Below are 16,522 nucleotides of genomic sequence, written 5' to 3'. Positions count from 1 at the left end.
ACTTTGCCGCAGGTATCTCAACTTTTATACCATTAGAATATCATAAGCTTTATGCAGCTTAGTTAACACCTAATATTAACAGTTTACATTAATTTTTATTATCGAGCATCATAAACTCTTTCTTAATGTCATCTATACTGTTCTTCAAATTATTAATATCACTTATTATATTGTCGCGTCTATCGGACAGCTGATGAGCAACGTTGTTTCTCACTTTATTCGGCGTTATATATTTTTTTTCAAGAGATTCGTATTCCGCCTTACTATGAAGGCAATTTTTTGCTTTTTTTCTGTCTGATTCCGATTCTATACCGATACCTTCCATCTCACATATTTTGGAAACAACCGATTCCGTCAAAGCTATATAGCTTATAGCATAATTTTTATTTTCGTAAAACCATGTAGCCACTTCAAGCTGAAAATCAGATAAACATCTTTTGTCCATTCTTTTTGTAAAGTCGATTAAATCTTTTGAAACCAGTTTTATAATCGGAAAGCCCGTTCCGTCAAAGAGGGACAATTTATCTTTTACTCTATCCACATAAGCTTTGATTGCGGCAAGATTTGCAATAGAAATATTTTCGGAAAACCTGCTAAAATATTTTGTTTTTTCATCCTTTTTGCCGAACTGTTTATTGAAATTTTCGGCTATCAACTCGGCTCTGCCATAATTCTTAAACGCTGAAATTGCCTTTATCCACTCGTTTATCTCAAATAAAATCTTTAGGTTTACCACGGGCGTAATATTTTCAACATTCGAAGGCTCATAGATATATTCAAACATTCCATAAAATATTGCCTCAACGGTAAATTCTTTCTGCCTCATAGATTTGACAAGGTCGAGCATAATATAAGACATTAACGAAAGAGATCGGAATGAATGGGTTATGTCCAGATATACTTTATCACCATCTTCGATATATTCTGCTATTTTTATATAGGTCTCAAAATTATCCCACAGCTGACTGTCGTCTATCCCGTAATGCACAACAAATGTTTTAGAGCCGGCCATCTTAAAATCTTCTTCCCATAGTGCAGTGATCGGAGATAAATCTCCTTCCGTTATCCCACCCGCGTCTTGCTTGCCTTCCAATTCGAGCCACGCATTCTCGTCTTTGCCGCCAAATGCCAAATAAACCGCATCCCACATTGATCTGGATGTTCCAAGCATAAAAATTTTGTCAAAATGAACATGATTATAAAGGGCTTTAGCAATGATACTTTCTTCGTATAATTTATCGTCAATCTTATATTTGGCGGTTTTATATCCGCCATCTTCTTTTTTGCCCGTGCCTATGGATGTAATAAGAATTTTAGACATTTATTTAACATCCGTCGGAGACGGCAAAACATCTCTTTCTCTAAATTGCTTTAAATTCATATATCCAATATTATCGGCATTCGGTTTATGCGCAAAATCAAGCATCGCTTTCAATTCTTTCATTCTTACATTATCCCAGAGAGTTTGTTGTGTATCTTTTTGTGTCTCTAAAACATACGATTCAAACTCCTTCTTGTATTCGGATTTATCTGCTTCTGCAATCGGCGTCTCCCATTCAGCAAAAAGATTTTTATAGCGATTTGTTCTGTCTGAGATAAAGAGCTTTGGAGAAATTTTTACAGACCCTAAGCCAAGAGGTTTTCCCATGCCAAGCTTGTGATAGCATCCTTCAGGCAAATCAATGACAAAGAGGAAGGCTCCAAGCTCAACCCTTGAGAGGTTTTCGAAACGAATTTTACCTGTGAATGTCGTACCTGCCTTTACAGGGTTGATTTTGCTATCAGTTTTTTCATTAAAGATTGCATGGTCATTATTTGCCGAGTTTTTTCCAGATTTATGCCAATATAGTTTGTTTCCTCTTATATTGTTGTCTAAGTTGTAGTGAGCGAGATTTTTAGGATGATCAGTAAGATCAATTCTCTTCTGTTCTAGATAATGTTGAAATGCAGTGGGCTTTGGTCCGAGCAGTGTGATATTTTTTTCACCCTCATAAGCCACCTCTTTTTGATTGCAAAAGGCATCTTCAAAAAATACCCTTCCTGCAAACGTTTTATCATTACCAAATATCGCCTCTGCAAGATCAATCTTTGAGTCGTTTTTTAATTTTTCAGGAACATGCTCACCAATGGTCTTTTTATACGCAAGGCGGAACATGCCGGTATGACCAAAAAAAATTATCTTGTCCTTATCATCAGTGATATAAAAACAGGGAACTCCATCGTGGTGATTCGTTAGCTTATTCAGAAGGTCTGTTTCTTCCTTCCTGTTTACATCGTTCTTATACTTATCAATAACTGTTTCATCTATTTCTACGAACTGAGTGTCAGGTTCATTTATTACCCAATGCATGTGTTTTTTATTACCGAATTCTCCAGACGCTATGATGAATCCTTTACACGTGTGTTCAACATTCTTAATCGTACTTATTGATGCAAGCTTTGCATACAGGAGTTTATGCGTCTTCTTATTTATAGTATGCAGGTGGTCAGCAGGGGCAACAGGTTTGTAATATACATCTCTAAAATCAAAGCTTGGCACTATAAAGCCAGTAGTCCCGTCAATCACTTTTGTAAGTTTATCAAAGTTTATACGAAATATCTGAGTTTTACTAATTGTTTTTGATGGATATATTCTGTACTTCCTGCCACTCTTTTTTAAGATGCCGGCCTTAATTTTTGGAAAATAATGATTTTTTTTATCAACCATTGTTTTTTCGTAATATTCACCAAGTTTCGATTTGTCCGCGACTGCCCTGAAATAAAGCCTCTTATCATCGAAAAAACCAAACTTTCCAAAGCTCACAATCTCAACCATTGTCCGTGTCATACCCCTGAGAGAACTGCCGGGGATGCGGGGCCTGCCGGCGGTAGAGCAGAAGTCGGAAATATCCCTTACCTCTTTCCCTTCTTTTAATTGCGCATAATCCATGGTATCCCTGATATAAAACGGGGTCTTTGCCTCAATACGCAGTTCTATACTGCCGGTCAACCTGTCTTTGCGATATGTATCAAAGCTACTCGGTTTTTCTGCTTCTGCTACAATGTCATTTAATGGAATGAAATTGTATGGTGCCCGTGCTGTACACGCTTGTTGTTTACCTGTCTGCCGGCCTACCTGTTTTCTATAAGTGGCAGCCATTGAGGGTGAATATATAACCTCTCCGTCCAGCAATATTTTAATAATCTGTCCTTTGTCCCTCTCAATATCCACTTCTTTACCGTCTAATGACATGGCGTCTTTATGGTTAAAATTCTGAATAGGCATCCCCTTCTCGGTATCTATAAAAATAGCTCTGACTGTAAGCTTTCCATGCTTGCCCTCGGATACACTCAGTTTCGCTTTGTCCATTTCATCCCCTCCCGTCTAAGTTATTACCGGCACAGCTAAACCCAATAAACCTGCAATCAACATAGTTTACCTGATTTGTGTCTTTTAAATAAAAGATTTTACAAGTTTTTAACTTCAGTTAATATTCCTTTTTGATTGCCCTTTTCTTCAGAATAAACCAGATAAATATCTTTAAGGTCAAAAATATTCAGCAACTACAAAATGAAGCAATGGATTCATTCCTACTAATAAAATTAAATGTTCAAACATTATATCCTCATATACCCGACAAATTGGAATCTAACGGCATTCAGCAATACGACAAGATTTACCGTCTAATGCTTTCGCCGGTTAATTCATTCGTCTATACGCTATACTGCTATAAAAAACAGCCTGTAGGTTGTTCATATCAGAAAATACACTGTTTGTCAATAAACATATAAGAAATAATATTTCTACACTATCTTACGCTTTCCGAGCACAAAACCCGTTTTCCTTTTCCGGCTCTGATTAAATCCATAAACGGTTGCACCCTGCAAGAAGCCCCTCATCTTCATTCCCGGCATTCTGTCTTGCAGAGTATCTTTCCCGCTCATACCACTTCAGGCTAGAGTTATAAGTTTGGAGTTAAAAAAGCCATTCCGGCACTTGAGAACAAAATAGTAATGGAACTTGCGGGGATATTTCAGGATAGCAAACAAATATCGATTGGACGGCTGCTTTTGAGCGGTCGTCCTTACTTGAGGGAAATGAAGTATAATGAAACTTGAACAAAAGACTGATTTAAAGTATATTTAAAAATTGTCGGGGGTAACAGTTTAAAAACAACGGAGTTTTATACTCACGTATCCAAAAAGGTAATTGGATAATATTAAAAACCCGGCAGATAACTTTTTGAATAAGTCGGCGACTTGGATGAAAATTTGGCAGCAGCTTTGAAGGGCATAGGCTCATGCCTCAAAGCATTGACAAAAGGCTATAAATAATTTATACTCCCTTTTGTGAAATTTCATCATTACTAATCAAAAACAAGAAAAGAGCGTGAGCATCCTTAAACAAGTAGAAAAGCATTATAAAACGGGATCATAATGCAATCCTAATTTAACATTGTTAGATTCGGACTTTTCTATTTCATTTCCTCCAAGGATGAAAAACCTTGGTAAAATACGATAACATTACAATGCAGAATGCTAAAGAACTAAGTACAATAAAGAAATGCCGTTGGCAAATCTTATGGATTTGTATTCTTGGTTGTCAACCTTTATTATGATGTTTTTCAACAAGCTTTATAATTTTAGAGACCGGAACAGAAACCGAAGATTAAGTCGGATAATTTCTTAGAATAAAATGCAAAAATATAAGAGAATTTTAATAGATTGCTCGGATACATACACATGCAGCCGTGATTTAAGCACAGGGATCCAGAGAGTAGTGCGAAATATTGTCGAAAGAAGAAATTTAATGGAAGGCATATTGGGCATCCCGGTCATTCCTGTTATCTTTACGAAATATGGCTATATCGGTTTAGATGAATTTTTAAAAAACAACAACGGCAATGGTGAAAGTTTAAAGAAAAAAGCTCAGAGATTTCTTGATTCAAAAGTTAAAAACGATGTTTTGGAAAGTATGATAAAACTGCTTTGGTATGAATCGTCCAGGATATATTATTTTTTAGATTTTCTTCTGTCCCGTTTCAGAAAAGAACAAACAAAGATACGGCATCAAAACGGCGATGCGCTATTAGTTTTAGATGCATCTTGGATGTCTGTCCGTACTACCCGTTATCTTTGGGCATTTATAAAACAGCTTCATGCCGAAAATTCGTTCTTTATTCCTTTGATATACGATATAATACCAATCGATAATGCGAGGTTTTGTGCACTGGCAACCGTGAAAAGATTTAATAGATCTTTCGATAATGTTGCAAAATATGCAGATCATATTATAACCGTTTCAAAAAGTGAGAAAAAAATCATAGAGAATCATTTGAAATCTTTAAATATCAAAAAAAATATAGAGTATTTTTACCTGGGATCAAATATAAATAACAGCAATGATATGCCGATAAGGGATAGCCTGAAAAAGTTCCGGGACAAAAAATATTTTCTTACTATAGGAACGATAGAGCCGAGAAAAAATTTCGGATTTGTCCTGGATGTATTTGAACAATATGCGTGGAACAATAACTTCGACAAAAGCCTTGTGATCTGCGGCAAGATAGGCTGTAAAATGAGAAAATTGATTAATCGCATTGAAAATTCATCATATCTGAACGATAAACTGTTTATGTTTAACGACTTAAACGATAGCGAATTTGATTTTTTATACGAACACGCACATGCTTTGATCTTCGCGTCCGAGAGAGAGGGCTTCGGTTTGCCTTTAGTGGAAGCTATTAATAAAGGATTACAGGTTATAATAAGTGATATAGATATATTTAGAGAGGTAGGTGGAAATTATCCCATTTATTTTAAATCGAACGATAAAAATTCTTTGTTTAATGCCATAAAAACACTTGAGAATGGCACCGACTGCAAACAGAGAGAATTATCTTCCGATGTCTTAACTTGGGATGAATCTGTAGAGATGCTGTGCAGTGTATTAAGGGATTTTATGCATTGATGAAGATGATAATTTTGCGTGCTACTCTCCTTTGGTGTCATATATGAAATGGATTTAGTTTTACTAAAACAAGTACATTAAACCTTCCGGATATTACAATCAGAAGGCTATGCCTATGATTTCAGGGGAGTTAAAATGGAACGACCTCTCACAACTACTACCCGCAACCCGTTTAAATTACGGTTGAGTACAATAAGTCTAAGGCATTAGGGCTATTTATTTCCCCCATACATTGCGGCATCAAAAAAGCGGGAACGTCAAATTTCCGTTTTATGGAAAGAAGATAAGACTCCTGTAATTTTCTCCTATTTTTAAAAAGACCGTCGCTAAAAATATCATTAAGTATATAATTGACGACTATAAAGGATACGTTTACTCCGGCTAATTTCAAATCGTCGTAAGCCCTCTTGGCTTCCTCAATGGGGCTAAATTCAGGATAAAGACAGAGTGAAAAAATTGTCTTCTTCTCATTTTTGAGGATATTTATAAACCTCTCTAATTTTGAATCCTTCTTATCCGCTTTAGCATATTCCATGCTTATATATAAAAGCCTTAAAGCATGACCGGTAGGGGCGGCATCGAATATTATCACGTCAAAGTCTTTATATTCGAAAAAATAGCTGCTGAATTTTTTAAAAACGGCAACCTCTTCCGTACATGGAGAATTTAGCTCCTCCTCTAAGACTTTTAAGGAATCTTTATTGCTTGAATGTAATTTGAAATATTCGACCGTCTTTACCTTGTATTCATCTATCGCCTGAGCCGGCGAGATTCTTGCAGCATAAAGTTCATAGTTTCCGTCTAATTTTTTGGGAACCTCGCTTAAACCGGTAAGTCCCATTATCTCGGCAATATGATTTGAAGAATCGGTGGATACGATCAAGGTTTTTTTACCTGTAGAGGCAAAATATTTTCCGAATAAAAGAGAGGACGTAGTTTTTCCCGTTCCGCCCTTACCGGTAAAAAAGAAATAAAACGGCGTTTCCAGCGGGGTTATATCTTCAATAAGTTTATTATTTTCCTCTTTGATATTTTCTAAGTTATCATTGAAATGGGAAGATTTTTCGTCCGGTCTATCTCTCTCGATATTATCGGAGAAAAAATTGATCAAAGAAGTCATGCCCTTAACCTCACCATCTTTTAAATATATCTTAGATGTTTTATATCTCAATAAATTAACCTGCCTTAAAATTTCTTGCTGCGATAAGATAAGCTCTTTAAAATCACTATTATCGAATAATGTATATGGAAAAACGGCGTTAACCATGATTTCTATATTAGTTATACCGAGTTTTTTAATCTCGTTTGCAGAGGATTTAATCTCACTTAGATCTAACTCTTGCGGATGCATTACAAAAATAAATGTCGTTAATTTGGGATTTTTTAAAACATTCAAAGCGGTCTTATACCTGTCGTAATATTCGCCTAAATTCACGACCGGTCCCATACAAGTCATACCTGCTCCCTTTTTAACCTCGTCTATGTACACGGTCCATTCGAGAGGAAGCTCCAGCAGTCTAAGCGTATGGGCGGATGGGGCGGTGTCGAATATTATATTGTCATAATCATTTTTTAAAAAAAACTCTGTAAAACCATTAAAAAAAGCAATTTCAGAGGTGCACGGGGATCTGAACTCCTCTTCTATCATGCCTATTACTTCCTGCGGCAAAACATCTTCGCTGTCCCCCAAAATCCTTTTTTTGTATTTTAAAATCTCGGTGTCCGAATCCATCTCTACCGCATAAAGATTGTTCAATCCTTCTATTTTTTTTTCCACTCCACCGATATTTTGCTCAAAAACATCGCCGATATTAGATGCCGGATCGGTAGAAACAATCAGCGTCTTTTCTCCGTTAAGCGAAAGTTTGACAGCAAAAGCAGAAGAGATGGTTGTCTTGCCGACCCCGCCTTTCCCGTGAAAAAAATAATAATGCATTTTTAGACCCCTCTTATTGCAATTTCATTTCTTTAGAAATATAGTCGTAAATCTCTTTTGCCTCCGGATATCTTCCGTATGTTATAACCTTGCCGTCCAAAATGCATACGGGTAATGCCGCTTTACCTTCATTTTTTATCAGAATCTGCACGGAAAAGTTTTCAAGGAATTTTTTGGGTTCCTGAGATATGGATTGCCGCTTAATTTCAACACGTTCGCCGAAATCAGATTTTAACTTGTCTATCAAATCCCTCATTTTTATAAGATTTTCATCTGAATTAGGACCGCAAACCCCGGTAGAACAGCAAAGAGCCGGATCAAAAATTTCAAAAACAATCTTCTTCATATTTAACGTCCTCCTTAAAAAACAACTTTTTTATAAGATTCCTCTGCCCCCTATCCACAGAAACGGCAAATAATTCACACGTATCCGTTGGGGCGGTACATACGCTCAATCTTTATCGTCGCAATTAATACTTTGAACTTCTTTCATACTTTTCACGCCGAGTGCGTCGCCGTAAATATCTTCAATTTCTTTAAAAGCATCCCTATTAAGAGAATAATAAACCCATCTTCCCGCCTTCCTTCCATTAATTAATCCTATTTTTTTTAATGCGGATAAATGATGCGATACCAAAGTCTGATCAAGCTCAAGCTCTTTATATATAACACATACACATTTTTCTCCGTTTTTTAATGCGGAAACAATTTTAAACTTACTTTCGTCGCCGAGCAATTTAAAAAACGTTATAAGTCGCAGGTCGCTTTTGTTCATATAAATTTATAAAAATTAAAAGATTATGAAAAATCATAAATACATGAATTATAATTCATGTATTTATGATACAATTTTTACGTTTAAATTGTCAATGTTTTTTATTCAATAAAATTAAATCGGAATATATATCTTTTTAACCATTTCATCATATTCTTTTTTTACATTACTGTATACCGTTATGCCGCCGCCGCTTCTATAAAAACAATCTCCCCCTTCTTTTTTTTCGATAAACCTTATCATAATGGAACTTCTAAGATTTTTTCCGTCGTATATACCGAAAACGCCGGTATAATACCCCCTTTTACCCGATTCGGTTTCCTTAATAATATCTAAAGTCTTCCTCTTAGGAGCCCCGCAGATAGAACCTGCAGGAAGCATACTAAAAAGAATATCACCAAAACGCCGCGCTAAATTAGGTTTGACCTTGCCTTCTATTTCGGAAGTCATTTGTAACAATCCTCCGAAATTTGTCTTTATATTTTCAATAAAACAAAATCTCTTAACATTTACACCGGAACATACGATATTTAAATCATTTCTCAAGAGATCCACGACCGTCAAGTGTTCCGCTATCTCTTTCTTATCATTTAAAAGAATTTTCCGCGCATCAGAAACATCTGCGTCTATCGTTCCTTTGATTGGATAAGTAAAAATTTTATCTTCTGTTATATTAATAAACGTCTCCGGAGAAAAGAGCACAAATTCGCTTTCTTCGTCCTTAAAATAAAGTTTATACTGCGACGGGCTTTTGAAAAATATCTTTTCTAAATTAAAATTTATTTTAACGGGATTTTTAAAGGTCAAATTCAAGAGGTATGAGTTGCCGTCTTTTTGGTTTCTAATGACGTTATCAAATGCTTTTTTATAAATTTCAAAGGGAACAGGATGCTTTTCAATCCTTGGTTCTTTTTCTCCGAAAATATTATCTAAAGAATTATCATGGCTTACATCATAATTTTTTGCCCCGTCTATAAAATATTTAATACAAAAAATATTTGTCTCCGATACCTCGGATAGCCTTAAAACTATGGGACGCTCCATCTCGTAATCAATAATGAAAATAAATTTAATACCGTTTCTTGTATAAAAATTTATTTTTTCAACCCAGTCCGATTCTAAAAACATCAACAAATCTTTAATTAATAACTATATTTGATTTTCTGCCCCAGATACGATAGAAATCATGCAAGGCGATATTTATTTCTCTTTTATCGGTTATATATGTTGCATTGTTGTCCTGATTTTCCGACGGACCGCAATTCCCGCGATAGCAAGATGCCCCTTCGGCGGACGGCGACCAGTTCGCCGAACCCTCTCTGAATACAATACCGGGGATTATAAACATCTTATTATGCATGATATTCCAGAAACCCTCGTCTCTTTTGACTTCTATATGGATATTCCGTACGTTTTCGAGTATATAAGTCTTGTCGGTTCTGTCTTTCATCTGTTTATCGTCTCTATACAGATAAATTTTAACGCCCTTATGAGCCAAATAAAGAAGGTCTTTTGCAATTTTATAATCGGTAAAAGAGTACATTGCGATATAAAGCCTTTTAACTTTTAACGATTTATTGAGCCAGTGAATATCAATATTTTGAAGGTTGGTTTTCGGAGAAAAATAAGTAGTCGTCCGTGCATATGCCGGCACAAACATGACGGACGTAAATAATATCGAAAATAAAATAAAATAAAAATATACCCGATTTATTCTATTTATCTTATGAAACATCATCGCCATAGTCTTCTATGTGGAGCCGCTTTTAATATATAAATTCCGGCATTATAATTTTAAAATTATACTAAATGAATATTATTGTTTAAGCCTTTTAATCTCTATTATTTTTTTCGATCATAGGGCAAATCGAAGAACCCGAATCTACTACTTTTTCCTTTAAACATTTTTTAAGCTTTGTATTCAATTCCTTAAGACCGCTTATCTTCAACTCTATTTCGTTTATTTTATTTTTAATTAATTTTTTCGTACAAGTACAAGGTTTTTTACCTTCATCGTAAAGATTAATAATCTCTTTAATTTCATTTAGTCTAAAACCCTGACTTTTAGCTTTTACAATAAAATTAATTCTTTCGAAGGTTTTATCCCCGTATATCCTATATCCATTCTCCTCTCTTGCCGGCTCAGGCAAAATTCCTATAGATTCATAAAATCTTATTGTCTTGGGGTTAATATTAAATTTTTTCGATAAGCCCCCTATAAAATATCTTTTCATAAACCACGCCCCCGTAAAGGGTATCATGATCAACCCATTTTACACTATATATCGAATATAACATATTTTATATAATTTCAATATCTTAATTATAACTCCTCTCCGCCTTGACGACAGAGAGGATTAAAAAATTTTAGCGGCATTTTATCGCATTATACGGGCTTTCCTATTCCTGCCACCTTCAAATCTTCCGCCGTCGGTTTTCCTCTTTCGCAACAATCAAGAATTTTTCCATTCACGACAACGGTAGGAACGGAATTTATTCCATACTCGTTGGACTTTTCAATCCCATTCTTATGCAAATCATAAATCGTTACGTCACAGTTCGGACATGAAAGTTCCTTTACGAGTTTAACCGTTTCATCGCAAATCGGACAACCGGCGGTAAAAACCTCCACCTTACGTTTTTCACTCATTTTAATCACCCCCTTAATAGATAGTATTTTATTGATAAATTAATCTATAATTTAATTGTAAACTATCCAGTATACTGGAATGTCAAGAGTTTTCTCTAATATACCGAGTTCAAAGCTTAAGACAGATTTACAGGAGGATTAAGGTGTAAAGCAACCCGCTCAAACAACAGACAGGAGGGCTATAGGAAGTGAACATGATAAAGCGTTTAAGCCGAGGGCAGCATTGGACAATATCCATGCAGAATGATTATGGGGGAGAGTCTTTAGAAAATACCTTGAAAGTAAAATGGAAGGAGCAACGGGAAGGCAGCGATTACCCCAGAAAGCCCTTAATCAAATAAAAGTTCCTTTCCCAAAATCAATCAAAGAACAAAAACAAATAGTAGCTCAATTAGACGCATTACAATCAGAAACCAAATTGGCGGAACAATATTTTATTTTTGCAGAAGGGCAAGCCATGCTCTTTCGCAATTTTTGGTCAAGCGATGGCTTTCGGGTTGGTATTATTCATCTTCAATAATTTTAACATAGTCACTGGAACTCAATACCGTATCGTACAGTCCAACATCTTCGCCTTCGTGTTTATTAATTCCAATATATCCCAAACTTGCATCTTCATATCTTTTAAATTTATATACAGCATCATTCATAAGAGAACCGTTAAATACTCCCAGACTAACCAATAATTCAAAATCTTTAACATTTAATCCCGTTACCTTTTTAAAAAGCCCCGGCTCTAATTGAGTAATGACGTCTTTCAATTTTTGTTCTCTAAAATCAGTTAGGTACATAAAGACAGGTATTCTTGTTGCAAACTTTATCAGCTTTTCCTGTATCTGTTTTCTTAAACCTTTATACTCTTTTTCTTTGTCAGAAAGTTCCTCTTTTTCCTTTTTTGATAGTTCTTTATCATTGGCTTCTTTCTTGGCTTTCTTTACCGATTCCGATTTATTTATGATTGTTTCAATATCTTGATTTAGATTTCTAAAACCTTCAATGCCCATTAAAGCATCAAGTGCTTCTTTGTTATTCATTAAGCGCTCAAGTGTTGCATTATCGACATTAACAAGCAACGCACTTTCCCAACGTTTTGCAAGTAGGGTGGCAGTTGTTCCACTTGTGGCAATATCTAAAACACCTGCTGCATCAACCTGTTTCATAGAACTTCCATCGTAAGCCAATACAGGTAGAAAATGGATAAATTCGGCAACATTTTTTTCGGGGCTTGATTCGTTCACATTCAGGCGGCAAGCATAATCTGCGATCTGACTGAGTGCTCTGTTTGGGGCAAAATCAAACACATAACACTCTTCTTTTATAATTTCTGTTTTATTTGGCGATTTACTATCGGGGTTATTAATTACCCAGGGTGATTGAACTCTAAAGGCTGCTTGAAAATATGTTTCGGGGCTTGATGAATTACGAAGTATAAAAATGCCTGTCCAAGGTTTTACGGTAACGCCGGTAGTTAATTTGCCGCAAGAAAGCGTAATTGTTTTTGTTTCTAACGGATTATCCATTGCATTTAATACAGGCGGTAAAGCTTCAACTCCAATGCCGGCACTTGCTCCGGCTGCTACGATAATTTCATGATCGTGATAAAATGTGTTTTGCTTCTGTTCCATTAAATTTTTCATAGCATGACAAGAAGCAACGCTGGGTAAAAACCAAAATGTATGAGTTAAAATATTGAGTAAACGTGAATCGGAAAATGGCATCGGTGGTTTTTTGGCCCCCATTTTCAGATTATCTAATGTTGTTTCTATAAAACTACCTCTTATTAAATCAAGCCACTTCTGAACGTCGCTTTTCAAAGTAAACGCTGCATCTTTCCCTTCTCCCTTTGCAGTAAAGAAAACGTTCAAATCAAATTCGTTAAACTCACCACCCAAAGTGATTTTTCTAATCGAATCGGGCATTTGATAAGTGAGCATTACCATTCGAGGCAAAGAAGCGTAAGGATTGTTTCCTCCTTTCCATTTTTCTTTGGCTTTCTGTTCGTCAGAATATGTCCAGTTAAATATCTGCTCTTCTATAAATTCACCCGATGTAATAGCTCTAAACGGTGTACCTGAAAGATATAGGAAACCATCAGTTGTTATCGGCATTATCTCTTCATCAAAATAATCCAAGCCCTCTTTTTCCCCTGTTGCTGCTTTTACTTCTGTCGCGTCTTCCGCCTCAAAAAGGTCTTTTGCATTCTCTCGCCAGGCTCCATAATGATATTCATCGAAAATGACACAATCCCAATTTGTTGCGTGAACCCATTCGTTTTTAGTTTTAATGCCTCCTGTTGCGGTATTTTTTCCTAAATAATCCTGAAATGAACCGAAACAAATAAATGGTTTGGTTTTGTCAGCTTCGTCGTAATTTAGTCCGTTTTTTGAAATAAATTGCCATTCCTTAAAATCGATGTGTGTCATTAAATCTTCTTCCCAAGCGTTTTGAACAGCGGGCTTAAAAGTAAGAATAAGAATCTTTTTCCAACCTTGTTTTTTAGCCAACTGATATGCTGCAAAGGTTTTACCGAATCTCATTTTTGCATTCCAAAGGAACTTTGGTGTTTTATTTTTATTTTCTTTTTCCTTTCTAAAACTATTGAAGTATTGAATAGTCTTGTTTACCGCTTCTTCCTGTTCAGGACGCATTTTAAAATCGAGCGAGCGATTTTCTTCGTTTAATTCACATTTTTTAATTGCAAGGATAGATGCCTTTATATCACTAACTGTGCATCTAAACCACTCACCATCAGGATTTTTTAACCCTTTTTTTCTTAAATATTTATGTATATCGCAGTCAGTAAACGAGCTGCCATCATTTCGCATTGCCGATTCGATTAGAACAGTAGCAAACTCTGCTCTTGTAGCTCCAATCTGTTCTTTTATTCGCTCTTCGGCCATACGAGTAGTAAAACCAACTTTTAATTGCCCCTCACGAGATTTATCGTTAGGCAATTTATAGGCATAAATAGTGGGATTTACCTCCGGGCGTTGTGGAAAAAAATCTTTTTTACTCATTTTTCAGCCTTTTTATATCAGTATCAAGTTGTTTCATAAAATCTTTTTCAACCTGGGTAATTCGGTTTTTAATCTTCTCTTTATAAATATCGTATTCGCTATGAGCTTTTTCTATTGCTTTTTGATGGCTGATAGTTCCTGAATGCTGCAAAATATCTTTGTTTGTCATTTTCAGGAAAACATCTAACTGCTTAATCCAGTCTGCCATATACATTGGCGTACGGTCTAATGCTTGGATTTCTGCAATTTCTAAAAATGCCGTTACCATTCTATTTAAAATATTCAACTCATCTTCTGCAAGATAATTCTTAGCAATTTCAACTTCTTGTTTTGTTGGAATTTTACCTTCAAAATTTGTTAGTCCGATATGTTCTTTTGAAGAATCTACTCGTCTATAAATAGTCTCGGCTGCGGTTTCACCGTGACTTGCCCAGTGCATTTTATTTTGTATTGTTTGAAAGAAAAGTTTGGATTGTTCTATATCTGGGTCATAATCAATACTCGTTGCATAAATATCAAGAACTTTTCTCCAAAACACTTTTTCCGAAGAGCGAATATCACGGATGCGATCCAAAAGCTCATCAAAATAGTTTCCTCCGCCGGCTTGTTTTAGCAATTCATCATTCATTGCAAAACCCTTTATCAGATACTCTTTGATAAGTGCTGTTGCCCATTTTCTAAAATGAATCCCACGATGAGATTCTACCCGGTAACCAATCGAGATAACTACATCAAGATTATAGAATTTTACACTTTTTGTTTGTCTTTTCCCTTCAATTGCACCGTGTTTAGTGGTATGTGCAAATTTTGCACATACCACTTCTTCGGTCAGTTCTCTCTCTTTAAAAATATTGCGAATATGTTTTGTGATTACAGTTCTATCTCGTTGAAAAAGCTCGGCTATTTGTTCTGTAGATAGCCATACGGTTTCATTCTCAAAATGAGTTTCTATTTTAACTTTGCCGTCTTCAGTTTGATAGATTATTAAAGGGGTGTTTTTCATAACTTATTCCATTGGTCTAATCATTGATTCTATAAAATCTATCTCTTCCTGAGTAAGACCGTATTTTTTGTAAAGTTTTTCGTCTGTCCAGCTTTGAGAAAAGTCTTGTAGTGGGACGAATTGATAAACTTTTGAAGTAACATGATGACTAATTTTTTTTAAAAACATTAAAAGATGAAAAAATTTAGTATTCATATAGGACATTATATTTTCTGCTATCATTTTATTCTCAGATGAACCTATTTGTAGAAATGTTTCTGTACAAATTTCACTTGGTTTGCCCAAAAAAGGTTTAAGTCTTTCTTTTGTCCAATCGAAGCCATTATCTAATACTTGAGAAACAAAAACTTTATATTTATCAATGGATTCATTACCTACCGAAATAGGATAATCTTTTGGTACATATCTCTTAACTGACTTGTGATTAACTGTTCCTAAAATTGTAATTTTTTCGTTGATTGATCGTTCTGAAACACTTGGCATGCCATACTTAGCAGGGTTCTTTAGAAAATCTGTAGTAAGTCCAAATGGTTTTCTGGCAGACACTATTTTAGAAAAGGATTCTTCATTCTTATTTATAACTTTGCGTAAAATATGTATTGCTTCATTTATTCTAATAAAAGTAACTGCTCCTTTTTCAAGTAAAGGTCTTTCCATTTCTGAAACAATCTCTCCATTCTTATGAGATACAACTTTACATAAACCTTTATTATCCCTATCCCAAAGGAAATAACAAACACCGCCAGCTATTCTTATTCCTGGAAAACAATCTGCACCAATAAGAAAATCATGCAGAATTCTAATTTTGTCATCATTAAGCATTCCTTTTCTAAATTTATCTAACCCTTTTCCACCTGCAAACCATCTTGAAGGAATAATCATTGTTAAGTATCGTGGGTTTAGTTTTCTTGCCTGTTCTACAAATTTATTATAAATAGGCATTGCACTTGCTTGTGCTCCGCCATCACTCAACTGATACGGTGGATTCCCAATAATTACATCAAATTTCATATTAAATATCTCCTTAGGATTTTCGGCGTGAATAAATTGATACGCATAGGTTTCTGACTCTTTGCTACGGTCGTAAACACTTTGGCTTGCTCCGCAAAAGGTACATCTGCCGTTTTTCCATGTATGTTGTATCTTGTCAAAAACAATATTTCCTCTTTTGTCTTTAAAGGTTTCGCAAAA

The 16,522-nt window shown here is 35.3% G+C and carries 15 protein-coding genes; 2 read left to right on the top strand and 13 right to left on the bottom strand.

Features of this window, described 5'->3' with window-relative positions; genetic code table 11:
- Positions 1-88: 88 nt before the first annotated feature.
- The 3 genes from csx2 to ACMCNP_RS04470 form a co-directional block, all read right to left on the bottom strand.
- Positions 89-1,321 carry a TIGR02221 family CRISPR-associated protein gene (csx2, locus tag ACMCNP_RS04480; protein WP_419314444.1) on the bottom strand — a complete coding sequence of 411 codons (1,233 nt, stop codon included), beginning with the start codon at positions 1,319-1,321 and terminating at the stop codon, positions 89-91.
- Positions 1,322-3,349 carry a TIGR03986 family type III CRISPR-associated RAMP protein gene (locus tag ACMCNP_RS04475; protein WP_419314441.1) on the bottom strand — a complete coding sequence of 676 codons (2,028 nt, stop codon included), beginning with the start codon at positions 3,347-3,349 and terminating at the stop codon, positions 1,322-1,324.
- A 434-nt stretch (positions 3,350-3,783) separates the two neighbouring features.
- Positions 3,784-3,924 (bottom strand): hypothetical protein, encoded by a 141-nt coding sequence (locus ACMCNP_RS04470; RefSeq protein ID WP_419314438.1) that lies wholly within the window; start codon positions 3,922-3,924, stop codon positions 3,784-3,786.
- A 751-nt stretch (positions 3,925-4,675) separates the two neighbouring features.
- Here ACMCNP_RS04470 and ACMCNP_RS04465 point away from each other — a divergent pair.
- On the top strand, positions 4,676-5,950 hold the full coding sequence (locus ACMCNP_RS04465; protein WP_419314435.1) for a glycosyltransferase family 4 protein: 1,275 nt from the start codon (positions 4,676-4,678) through the stop codon (positions 5,948-5,950).
- Between the two features lie 172 nt (positions 5,951-6,122).
- Here ACMCNP_RS04465 and ACMCNP_RS04460 read toward each other — a convergent pair whose 3' ends face one another.
- The 7 genes from ACMCNP_RS04460 to ACMCNP_RS04430 all read right to left on the bottom strand — a co-directional run bounded on the left by ACMCNP_RS04460 (position 6,123) and on the right by ACMCNP_RS04430 (position 11,311).
- Entirely contained in the window at positions 6,123-7,886 is a 1,764-nt protein-coding gene (locus tag ACMCNP_RS04460) for a TRC40/GET3/ArsA family transport-energizing ATPase (RefSeq protein WP_419314432.1), read from the bottom strand.
- Positions 7,887-7,899: 13 nt separating this feature from the next.
- A complete protein-coding gene (gene arsD, locus ACMCNP_RS04455) occupies positions 7,900-8,232 on the bottom strand; it encodes an arsenite efflux transporter metallochaperone ArsD (RefSeq protein ID WP_419314430.1) in 333 nt (110 codons plus the stop codon).
- A 105-nt stretch (positions 8,233-8,337) separates the two neighbouring features.
- Entirely contained in the window at positions 8,338-8,661 is a 324-nt protein-coding gene (locus ACMCNP_RS04450; RefSeq protein WP_419314427.1) for an ArsR/SmtB family transcription factor, read from the bottom strand.
- A gap of 114 nt (positions 8,662-8,775) precedes the next feature.
- A complete protein-coding gene (locus tag ACMCNP_RS04445; protein WP_419314425.1) occupies positions 8,776-9,789 on the bottom strand; it encodes an aminodeoxychorismate synthase component I in 1,014 nt (337 codons plus the stop codon).
- Between the two features lie 10 nt (positions 9,790-9,799).
- On the bottom strand, positions 9,800-10,399 hold the full coding sequence (locus tag ACMCNP_RS04440; protein WP_419314422.1) for a phospholipase D-like domain-containing protein: 600 nt from the start codon (positions 10,397-10,399) through the stop codon (positions 9,800-9,802).
- Positions 10,400-10,493: 94 nt separating this feature from the next.
- Positions 10,494-10,895, bottom strand: coding sequence for a MerR family transcriptional regulator (locus ACMCNP_RS04435; RefSeq protein WP_419314419.1), 402 nt, complete (start codon positions 10,893-10,895; stop codon positions 10,494-10,496).
- 152 nt (positions 10,896-11,047) lie between these two features.
- Positions 11,048-11,311 (bottom strand): glutaredoxin family protein, encoded by a 264-nt coding sequence (locus tag ACMCNP_RS04430; protein ID WP_419314416.1) that lies wholly within the window; start codon positions 11,309-11,311, stop codon positions 11,048-11,050.
- A gap of 286 nt (positions 11,312-11,597) precedes the next feature.
- Here ACMCNP_RS04430 and ACMCNP_RS04425 point away from each other — a divergent pair, with 286 nt between their 5' ends.
- Entirely contained in the window at positions 11,598-11,831 is a 234-nt protein-coding gene (locus tag ACMCNP_RS04425; protein WP_419314413.1) for a restriction endonuclease subunit S, read from the top strand.
- On the opposite strand, the gene ACMCNP_RS04420 is transcribed toward ACMCNP_RS04425, so the two are convergent.
- From ACMCNP_RS04420 to ACMCNP_RS04410, 3 genes are all read right to left on the bottom strand, one after another.
- On the bottom strand, positions 11,815-14,328 hold the full coding sequence (locus tag ACMCNP_RS04420) for a DEAD/DEAH box helicase family protein (RefSeq protein ID WP_419314410.1): 2,514 nt from the start codon (positions 14,326-14,328) through the stop codon (positions 11,815-11,817). The two genes, ACMCNP_RS04425 and ACMCNP_RS04420, sit on opposite strands and share 17 nt — an antisense overlap.
- Positions 14,321-15,331, bottom strand: coding sequence for a virulence RhuM family protein (locus tag ACMCNP_RS04415; protein WP_419314408.1), 1,011 nt, complete (start codon positions 15,329-15,331; stop codon positions 14,321-14,323). Before ACMCNP_RS04415 ends, ACMCNP_RS04420 begins: the two co-directional genes overlap by 8 nt.
- Before the next feature lie 3 nt (positions 15,332-15,334).
- Positions 15,335-16,522, bottom strand: a 1,188-nt coding sequence (locus ACMCNP_RS04410) for an Eco57I restriction-modification methylase domain-containing protein (RefSeq protein ID WP_419314405.1), incomplete at its 5' end; no start/stop codon positions are given.

This window comes from Candidatus Acidulodesulfobacterium sp. H_13, from assembly GCF_048541835.1.
GTDB lineage: Bacteria > SZUA-79 > SZUA-79 > Acidulodesulfobacterales > Acidulodesulfobacteraceae > QIJE01.
This window is presented reverse-complemented; position numbering and strand designations above follow the sequence as displayed.

Excerpts from the sequence above, each read along its gene's own strand:
- ACMCNP_RS04470 (WP_419314438.1), bottom strand. The coding sequence starts at position 3,924 with ATGAGCGGGAAAGATACTCTGCAAGACAGAATGCCGGGAATGAAGATG.
- ACMCNP_RS04465 (WP_419314435.1), top strand. The coding sequence starts at position 4,676 with ATGCAAAAATATAAGAGAATTTTAATAGATTGCTCGGATACATACACA.
- ACMCNP_RS04450 (WP_419314427.1), bottom strand. The coding sequence starts at position 8,661 with ATGAACAAAAGCGACCTGCGACTTATAACGTTTTTTAAATTGCTCGGC.
- ACMCNP_RS04420 (WP_419314410.1), bottom strand. The coding sequence starts at position 14,328 with ATGAGTAAAAAAGATTTTTTTCCACAACGCCCGGAGGTAAATCCCACT.
- ACMCNP_RS04415 (WP_419314408.1), bottom strand. The coding sequence starts at position 15,331 with ATGAAAAACACCCCTTTAATAATCTATCAAACTGAAGACGGCAAAGTT.
- ACMCNP_RS04435 (WP_419314419.1), bottom strand. The coding sequence starts at position 10,895 with ATGAAAAGATATTTTATAGGGGGCTTATCGAAAAAATTTAATATTAAC.
- ACMCNP_RS04460 (WP_419314432.1), bottom strand. The coding sequence starts at position 7,886 with ATGCATTATTATTTTTTTCACGGGAAAGGCGGGGTCGGCAAGACAACC.
- csx2 (WP_419314444.1), bottom strand. The coding sequence starts at position 1,321 with ATGTCTAAAATTCTTATTACATCCATAGGCACGGGCAAAAAAGAAGAT.
- arsD (WP_419314430.1), bottom strand. The coding sequence starts at position 8,232 with ATGAAGAAGATTGTTTTTGAAATTTTTGATCCGGCTCTTTGCTGTTCT.
- ACMCNP_RS04430 (WP_419314416.1), bottom strand. The coding sequence starts at position 11,311 with ATGAGTGAAAAACGTAAGGTGGAGGTTTTTACCGCCGGTTGTCCGATT.
- ACMCNP_RS04445 (WP_419314425.1), bottom strand. The coding sequence starts at position 9,789 with ATGTTTTTAGAATCGGACTGGGTTGAAAAAATAAATTTTTATACAAGA.
- ACMCNP_RS04475 (WP_419314441.1), bottom strand. The coding sequence starts at position 3,349 with ATGGACAAAGCGAAACTGAGTGTATCCGAGGGCAAGCATGGAAAGCTT.
- ACMCNP_RS04425 (WP_419314413.1), top strand. The coding sequence starts at position 11,598 with ATGGAAGGAGCAACGGGAAGGCAGCGATTACCCCAGAAAGCCCTTAAT.
- ACMCNP_RS04440 (WP_419314422.1), bottom strand. The coding sequence starts at position 10,399 with ATGATGTTTCATAAGATAAATAGAATAAATCGGGTATATTTTTATTTT.